This window comes from Lysinibacillus sp. LK3, from assembly GCF_001043675.1.
Lineage (GTDB): Bacteria > Bacillota > Bacilli > Bacillales_A > Planococcaceae > Lysinibacillus > Lysinibacillus capsici.
Map to the genome: position 1 here is coordinate 1 of NZ_LDUJ01000047.1, position 349 is coordinate 349.

Annotated in this window: 1 protein-coding gene; it reads left to right on the top strand. The window is 43.3% G+C overall.

Annotated elements, in window-relative coordinates:
- Window positions 1–349: aldehyde dehydrogenase family protein (locus VK91_RS21960; RefSeq protein WP_048395916.1), on the top strand; the 349-nt coding region annotated here is incomplete at both ends.

Sequence of the window (349 nt, forward strand, 5' to 3'; positions counted from 1 at the left end):
CGGCAGCGATTATCCGTCGTCGCAAACATGAATTCTCAGCTTTATTAACAAAAGAAGCGGGGAAACCATGGGCAGAGGCTGATGCAGATACAGCGGAAGCAATCGACTTCATGGAATACTATGGTCGCCAAATGCTACGCATTAAAAACGGTCAGCCAGTCGAAAGCCGTCCAGGTGAATACAATCGTTATGACTACATTCCATTAGGAATCGGTATTGTCATTTCTCCTTGGAACTTCCCATTTGCAATCATGGCTGGTACAACAGTAGCTGCTTTAGTAACAGGGAATACAGTGTTATTAAAACCAGCTTCAACAACGCCAGTTATAGCGTATAAATTTATCGAAGT